7 protein-coding genes are annotated in these 7,611 nt (G+C 64.6%); 4 read left to right on the top strand and 3 right to left on the bottom strand.

Features of this window, described 5'->3' with window-relative positions:
• Positions 1 to 31 precede the first annotated feature (31 nt).
• Positions 32 to 1,336 (bottom strand): D-amino acid dehydrogenase, encoded by a 1,305-nt coding sequence (gene dadA / locus ACIQYU_RS24535; RefSeq protein ID WP_063912219.1) that lies wholly within the window; start codon positions 1,334 to 1,336, stop codon positions 32 to 34.
• Between the two features lie 156 nt (positions 1,337 to 1,492).
• Here dadA and dadR point away from each other — a divergent pair, with 156 nt between their 5' ends.
• Complete coding sequence (gene dadR / locus ACIQYU_RS24540) at positions 1,493 to 1,981, top strand: transcriptional regulator DadR (protein WP_003258963.1); 489 nt, start codon at positions 1,493 to 1,495, stop codon at positions 1,979 to 1,981.
• Between the two features lie 2 nt (positions 1,982 to 1,983).
• Here dadR and ACIQYU_RS24545 read toward each other — a convergent pair whose 3' ends face one another.
• Positions 1,984 to 2,337: a YkgJ family cysteine cluster protein gene (locus tag ACIQYU_RS24545; RefSeq protein WP_186684038.1), complete on the bottom strand. Its 354-nt coding sequence runs from the start codon at positions 2,335 to 2,337 to the stop codon at positions 1,984 to 1,986.
• 210 nt (positions 2,338 to 2,547) lie between these two features.
• Here ACIQYU_RS24545 and ACIQYU_RS24550 point away from each other — a divergent pair, with 210 nt between their 5' ends.
• Positions 2,548 to 3,840 carry an NAD(P)/FAD-dependent oxidoreductase gene (locus tag ACIQYU_RS24550; protein ID WP_402802545.1) on the top strand — a complete coding sequence of 431 codons (1,293 nt, stop codon included), beginning with the start codon at positions 2,548 to 2,550 and terminating at the stop codon, positions 3,838 to 3,840.
• 144 nt (positions 3,841 to 3,984) lie between these two features.
• On the opposite strand, the gene ACIQYU_RS24555 is transcribed toward ACIQYU_RS24550, so the two are convergent.
• Entirely contained in the window at positions 3,985 to 4,215 is a 231-nt protein-coding gene (locus ACIQYU_RS24555) for a DUF1127 domain-containing protein (protein WP_063912221.1), read from the bottom strand.
• A gap of 178 nt (positions 4,216 to 4,393) precedes the next feature.
• Here ACIQYU_RS24555 and ACIQYU_RS24560 point away from each other — a divergent pair, with 178 nt between their 5' ends.
• Positions 4,394 to 5,824 (top strand): PLP-dependent aminotransferase family protein, encoded by a 1,431-nt coding sequence (locus tag ACIQYU_RS24560; RefSeq protein ID WP_207837560.1) that lies wholly within the window; start codon positions 4,394 to 4,396, stop codon positions 5,822 to 5,824.
• 60 nt (positions 5,825 to 5,884) lie between these two features.
• Positions 5,885 to 7,441 carry a phospholipase D family protein gene (locus tag ACIQYU_RS24565; RefSeq protein ID WP_207837562.1) on the top strand — a complete coding sequence of 519 codons (1,557 nt, stop codon included), beginning with the start codon at positions 5,885 to 5,887 and terminating at the stop codon, positions 7,439 to 7,441.
• Positions 7,442 to 7,611 lie beyond the last annotated feature (170 nt).

A 7,611-nucleotide genomic window follows, 5' to 3' on the forward strand; every position in this document is an offset into this window, starting at 1 on the left:
TTTAGCCGCGAAGAGGCCGGTACAGGCAGACTTACTGCTGGTGAGCCGGCGCAGTCTGCCCGTGCTTGGCCACTTCCGGGCTGTTGCCATAACGGGAAATGTCCAGGCCTTCGGCACTGATCTGCGGCTTCTTGCGCGCAATCAGGTCGGCCAGCAGGCGACCGGAGCCACACGCCATGGTCCAGCCCAAAGTGCCGTGACCGGTGTTCAGGAACAGGTTGCGGAACGCCGTGGCACCGACGATCGGGGTACCGTCCGGGGTCGCCGGGCGCAGGCCGGTCCAGAAGCTTGCTTGGCTCAGGTCACCGCCGCGAGGATAAAGATCGTTGACGATCATCTCCAGCGTTTCGCGCCGACGCGGGTTCAGCGACAGGTCAAAACCGGCGATTTCAGCCATGCCGCCGACGCGGATGCGGTTGTCGAAACGGGTGATCGCTACCTTGTAGGTCTCGTCGAGAATGGTCGAGGTCGGGGCCATGTCGCCGTTGGTGATCGGCACGGTCAGCGAGTACCCCTTCAGCGGGTACACCGGGGCCTTGATGCCCAGCGGCTTGAGCATCTGCGGCGAGTAGCTGCCCAGCGCCAGCACGTAACGGTCGGCGGTTTCCAGCTTGCCGTCGATCCACACACCATTGATGCGGTCACCCGCGAAGTCCAGGCGCTGGATGTCCTGGCCGAAGCGGAACTCCACGCCCAGCTTCACGGCCATTTCGGCCAGCTTGGTGGTGAACAGCTGGCAGTCGCCAGTCTGGTCGTTGGGCAGGCGCAGGGCGCCGGCCAGGATGTCCTTGACGCCAGCCAGGGCCGGTTCGACGCGGGCAATGCCGTCGCGGTCGAGCAGCTCGTAAGGCACGCCGGACTGTTCCAGCACGGCAATGTCCTTGGCCGCGGCATCTACCTGGGCTTGGGTACGGAACAGCTGGGTAGTTCCCAGGCTGCGGTTTTCGTAGGCAATACCGGTTTCGGCGCGCAGCTCGTCGAGGCAGTCACGGCTGTACTCGGACAGGCGCACCATGCGCTCCTTGTTCACCGCGTAACGGCTGGCGGTGCAGTTGCGCAGCATCTGTGCCATCCACAGGTACTGGTCAACGTCGCCGGTGAGCTTGATGGCCAGGGGCGCGTGGCGCTCCAGCAGCCACTTGATGGCCTTCAGCGGCACGCCAGGGGCGGCCCAGGGCGAGGCATAGCCGGGCGAGATCTGGCCGGCGTTGGCAAAGCTGGTTTCCATGGCCACCGCCGGCTGGCGATCGACCACCGTTACTTCGAAACCTTGCCGGGCCAGATAGTAGGCACTGGCGGTTCCGATCACACCGCTACCAAGTACCAGAACTCGCATCGTTTTATCCCTCGCACGCGGCGCGCCGCAGACTTTTATTGAAATGGCATGAATGCGCGCAGTATAGGAATTTGAGGGCAGTGCAATTCACTATATAAAAGCCTATTATTGGCGAGAATTCTCGGCAAAATCGCCTTTCACGGAGGGGCATCCCCTATGAGAACCCAGCACCAGAGCAAGCGTGAACTGGACAAGATCGACCGTAACATCCTGCGTATCCTGCAGAACGACGGGCGTATTTCCTTCACCGAACTGGGCGAGAAAGTCGGGCTTTCCACTACCCCTTGCACCGAGCGCGTCCGCCGCCTGGAGCGCGAGGGCATCATCATGGGCTACAACGCCCGCCTGAACCCGCAGCACCTCAAGGGCAGCCTGCTGGTGTTCGTGGAAATCAGCCTGGACTACAAGTCCGGCGACACCTTCGAAGAGTTCCGCCGTGCGGTGCTGAAGCTGCCCCACGTACTGGAATGCCACCTGGTTTCAGGTGACTTCGACTACCTGGTGAAAGCGCGTATTTCCGAGATGGCCTCGTATCGCAAGCTGCTCGGCGACATCCTGCTGAAGCTGCCGCATGTGCGCGAATCGAAGAGCTACATCGTGATGGAAGAGGTGAAGGAGAGCCTTTGCCTGCCGATCCCGGACTGATGCTAGACCAGCACCTGGCGGGTGGTGGCAATGAACTGGTGGACCAACTGCTCGGCGGCGGGGTCGATCATCTGTTCAGGGCCACGACCGCGCGGGCACGCCAGCCGCGGCGTGGTGCCGAACAGGCGGCAGATCATTGGCCGCTCCTCGTACACGGTGCAGCCGTTGGGGCCCAGGTGCACACAGTCCAGGCGCTCCAGGGCGGCATCCTGCTCGGCCTGGGACTTGCGCGGCAGGCGGGCCATTTCTTCCGCCGACGTGGTGACCGGGCCGCAGCAATCGTGGCAGCCGGGTTCGCACTCGAATGAAGGGATGAGTTCGCGCAGGAAGTGGATCTTGTGGCGGTTGCAGGACATGGCTGGGTACAAAGCTAAATAGATAAGTTCGATTATAGGCCCATTCGCGGGTAAACCCGCTCCCACAGGATTGTGGATGCACCAGGCATTGCGCTGTCCCTGTGGGAGCGGGTTTACCCGCGAACGAGTGCGCAGCCCTCGTCTTGTTGCCCACCACCCTACCCCGGCTTATCCTCCTCCCCTCAGCCCACCAGCCTCAGGACCTGCCCAATGATCCACAGCGCGCAGCACGCCGCCTCCTATTACGCCGCCAGCAGCGCGCCACACCCTGACCATTCCTTCCTGCAAGGCGAGCACAGCGCCGACGTGTGTATCGTCGGCGGCGGCTACTCGGGCCTGAACACGGCCATCGAACTGGCCGAACGCGGCTTCTCGGTCATCCTGCTGGAAGCCCGCAAGCTCGGTTGGGGCGCCAGCGGGCGCAATGGTGGGCAGCTGATCCGTGGCGTCGGCCACGGTCTGGAACAATTCCTCCCGGTGATCGGCGAGGAAGGCGTGCGCAGCATGAAGCTGATGGGCCTGGAAGCCGTGCAGATCGTCCGCGAGCGGGTCGAAAAGCATGCCATTGCCTGTGACCTGACCTGGGGTTACTGCGACCTGGCCAACAAACCCGCCGAGCTGCTGGGCTTTGCCGAAGACGCCGAAGAACTGCGCAGCCTGGGCTACGCCCATGAATTGCGCCTGGTGGGCAAGGACGATATCCACAGCGTGGTCGGCGCTGACTGCTACGTGGGCGGGCTGGTCGACATGGGCTCCGGCCACCTGCACCCGCTCAACCTGGCCCTGGGCGAAGCGGCCGTGGCCAGCCGCCTGGGCGTGAAGCTGTTCGAGCAGTCCGAGGTCACCCGCATCGACTACGGCCCGCAGGTGCAGGTGCACACCGCCCAGGGCCGGGTGCGCGCCAAGACCCTGGTGCTGTGCTGCAACGCCTACCACAACAACCTGAACCGCGAGCTGGGCGGCAAGGTATTGCCGGCGGGCAGCTACATCATCGCCACCGAGCCGCTGGGCGAAGAGCGCGCTCGCTCGCTGCTACCGCAGAACATGGCAGTGTGTGACCAGCGGGTGGCACTGGACTATTACCGGCTATCCGCCGACAACCGCTTGCTGTTCGGCGGTGCCTGCCACTATTCAGGCCGCGATCCGAAGGACATCGCCGCCTACATGCGGCCGAAAATGCTCAAGGTGTTCCCGCAACTGGCCGATGTGCGCATCGACTACCAGTGGGGCGGCATGATCGGCATCGGCGCCAACCGCCTGCCGCAGGTTGGCCGCCTGGCCAGCCAGCCGAACGTGTATTACGCCCAGGCCTACTCCGGCCATGGGCTCAACGCCACCCACCTGGCCGCACGCCTGCTGGGCGAGGCCATCAGCGGCCAGGAAAGCGGGCGGTTCGACCTGTTTGCCAAGGTGCCGCACATCACCTTCCCCGGCGGCAAGCACCTGCGCTCACCGCTGCTGGTGTTGGGGATGCTGTGGCATCGCCTGAAAGAGCTGGTCTGAAAGCTGCACACTGCCCCTTGTGGGAGCGGCCTTGTGTCGCGAAAGGGCTGCGAAGCAGCCCCGGCAATTCATGCAGTGATGCAAATATCCTGGGGCCGCTGTGCGGCCCTTTCGCGACACAAGGCCGCTCCCACAAAGATCGCATCAGTCCTTCCAGAAGGGCTTACGCCCCTCGGTCAGGGCCTGCTCCCAGCTCAGCCCGACATCGCGCAACTCGTCATCGGTCAACTGCAGCAGCGCCCTGCGGGTATGCCAGCGATGCAGCATCAGCCCCCAACGCCCCAACCCTTCCGGCGCGTTGAACACCTTGGCTTGCTGCCCGGCTTCCAGCTCCTTGGCCAACAGTTGCAAGCGCACATCGCTCATGCCACCCATCACCGCATCCTCTCGTTCAGTCGATACCGTGGAGAAAGCATGCGCGTCGGCAGCACCGGCAATACAGATCCAATACAGCCTTATTATTCCCATACAGAATTGGCCGTCGGCCGACTGAATGCTGTATTTTCACCGCAACTGTACCGGTCGCTATGCCAAAGCAACGCAGGAGTATGCCGTGACCCTTTACCTGAACCTCGCCGAACTGCTTGGCGCCCGTATCGAACAGGGCCTGTACCGTCCCGGCCAGCGCCTGCCGTCGGTACGCGCTCTGAGCGTGGAGCACGGGGTCAGCCTGAGCACCGTGCAGCAGGCCTACCGCATGCTGGAAGACAGCGGCATGGTCTCGCCCCGGCCCAAATCCGGCTACTTCGTCAACGACCACCGCCACCTGCCGGCCCTGCCCGCCGTCAGCCGCCCGGCCCAGCGCCCAGTGGACATTTCGCAATGGGAGCAGGTGCTGGAACTGGTGCGCAGCACCCCACGCCAGGGCGTGATCCAGCTCGGCCGCGGCATGCCCGACATCGACAGCCCCACCCTCAAGCCACTGCTGCGCAGCCTCGCCCAGCTGAGCCGGCGGCAGGACATGCCCGGCCTGTACTACGACAACATCCACGGCAACCTGGCCCTGCGCGAACAGGTGGCCCGGCTGATGCTCGACTCCGGCTGCCGCCTGGGCCCGGCGGACCTGGTGATAACCACCGGCTGCCATGAGGCGCTGTCATGCAGCATCCGCGCGGTGTGCGAGCCGGGCGATATCGTCGCGGTCGACTCCCCCAGCTTCCACGGCGCCATGCAGACTCTCAAAGGCCTGGGCATGAAAGCCCTGGAAATCCCCACCGACCCGGTCACCGGTATCAGCCTGGAGGCGTTGGAACTGGCCTTGGAGCAGTGGCCGATCAAGCTCATCCAGATCACCCCCAGCTGCAACAACCCGCTCGGCTATATCATGCCCGAGGCCCGCAAGAAGGCCCTGCTGAGCCTGGCCCAGCGCTACGACGTGGCCATCCTGGAAGATGATGTCTACGGCGACCTGGCCTACACCTACCCGCGCCCGCGCACCCTCAAGTCGTTCGACGACGATGGCCGCGTGCTGCTCTGCAGCTCATTCTCCAAGACCCTCGCCCCCGGCCTGCGGATAGGCTGGGTGGCGCCCGGGCGTTATCTGGAGCGGGTGCTGCACATGAAGTACATCAGCACCGGCAGCACGGCCAGCCAGCCGCAGTTGGCCATTGCCGACTTCATCGCCGGCGGGCACTACCAGCCCCACGTGCGGCGCATGCGCAGCCAGTACCAGCGTAGCCGCGACCTGATGAGTGACTGGGTGACCCGCTATTTCCCGGCGGGCACCCGGATCAGCCGGCCCCAGGGCGGCTTCATGCTTTGGGTAGAACTACCGGAAAATTTCGATACGCTGCGCCTGAACCGGGCTTTACTGGAGCAGGACGTGCAGGTTGCCGTGGGCAGCATCTTCTCGGCCTCGGGCAAGTTCCGCCACTGCCTGCGCATGAACTTCGCCGCGCGGCCGACACCGCAGATCGAAGCCGCCGTGCGCAAGGTTGGTGAAACCGCCCTTCGTCTACTGGATGAAGAAAGCGCCGGCACGTAACTTTGCGCCGCCCACCACGGTCCAACCCCTTAAGCCTTAGCTGCACAGGACGATCCACCCTTGAGACTCCAGCGAGCCCTGCCTCTGCTGCTGGTGCTGCTGCTCGGCCTTGCCGGCTGTGCCAGCGTCGGCACGCCCCGCGAAACCAGCCAGGCGCTGCCCGCCAACGACTCAGCCTTCGGCCGCTCGGTACTGCGCCAGGCCGCGCCCTACGGCGGCCGCTCGGGCTTTCGCCTGCTGCCCAACAGCAACGAGGCATTCCGCGCCCGCGCCGAACTGATCCGCAACGCCCAGGCGAGCATCGACCTGCAGTACTACATCGTCCACGATGGCCTCAGCACCCGCGCCCTGGTGCATGAACTGCTGCGCGCCGCCGACCGTGGCGTGCGTGTGCGCATCCTGCTCGACGACACCACCAGCGACGGCCTGGACGTCATCATGGGCACCCTCGATGCCCACCCGAACATCCAGATCCGCGTATTCAACCCGCTGCACCTGGGCCGCAGCACCGGCGTGACGCGCGCCGTGGGCCGCCTGTTCAACCTGTCGCGCCAGCACCGGCGCATGCACAACAAGCTGTTCCTGGTGGACAACAGCATGGCCATCGTCGGCGGGCGCAACCTGGGCGATGAGTATTTCGATGCCGAGCCCAACCTCAACTTCACCGACATCGACTTGCTGGGCGTCGGCCCGGTGGCCGAACAGCTCGGCCACGGTTTCGATCAATACTGGAACAGCGCCCTGAGCCGGCCGATTACCGACTTCCTCTGGCATGACCCGGATGCCGGTGACCTGCGCGCCAGCCGCCACCGCCTGGAAGTGTCGCTGGCCGAGGCCAGGACCCAGCGCAAAGCCCTGTATGACCGCTTGATGGCCTACCAGTCGCAGCCGCGCCTGGATGTGTGGCGCAACGAGCTGATCTGGGCCCATGCCCAGGCGCTGTGGGATGCGCCGAGTAAAGTGCTGGCCGATGACGAACCAGACCCGCAACTGCTGCTGACCCAGCAACTGGCCCCTGACTTGAGCAAGGTGCAACACGAGCTGATCCTGGTATCGGCGTACTTCGTGCCCGGCGAATCCGGCCTGCTGTACCTGACCCACAGTGCCGACGCGGGCATCTCGATCAAGCTGCTGACCAACTCGCTGGAAGCCACCGACGTGCCGGCCGTGCATGGCGGCTATGCGCCGTATCGGCGGGCGCTGCTGGAGCACGGCGTGCAGTTGTACGAGCTGCGCCGCCAGCCCGGCGACCCCAGCGCCCGGCACCGGGTGAGCTTCCATGGCAGCTCGGACTCGAGCCTGCACAGCAAGGCGATCGTGTTCGACCGGCGCAAGACCTTCATCGGCTCGTTCAACTTCGACCCGCGTTCGGTGTTGTGGAATACCGAGGTCGGGGTGCTGGTGGACAGCCCGGAACTGGCCGAGTACACCCGCGCGCTGGCGGTACAGGGCATGGCCCCGGCATTGAGCTACCAGCCGACGCTGGTGGGTAACCAGATAGTGTGGGTGACCGAGGAAAACGGCAGGCGGCGCATGCTGACATCCGAACCGGGTGGGATGTGGCGACGGTTCAATGCCTGGATCAGCAAGGCGGTTGGCCTGGAGAAGATGTTGTAGCGGCGATTGCTGGGGGCGCTCTGCACCCCTTTCGCGACACAAGGCCGCTCCCACAAAGGTGCAGCGTACGCCGATCAAATGAGGTGCGCCCCATTTGTTGGACAATCTTTGATTAGGCTGCTGCGGCCTGATTCCTGTATGCCACGGGACTCAGGCCGGCCAGCCCCATC

Source organism: Pseudomonas sp. NPDC096925 (assembly GCF_044762545.1).
Lineage (GTDB): Bacteria > Pseudomonadota > Gammaproteobacteria > Pseudomonadales > Pseudomonadaceae > Aquipseudomonas.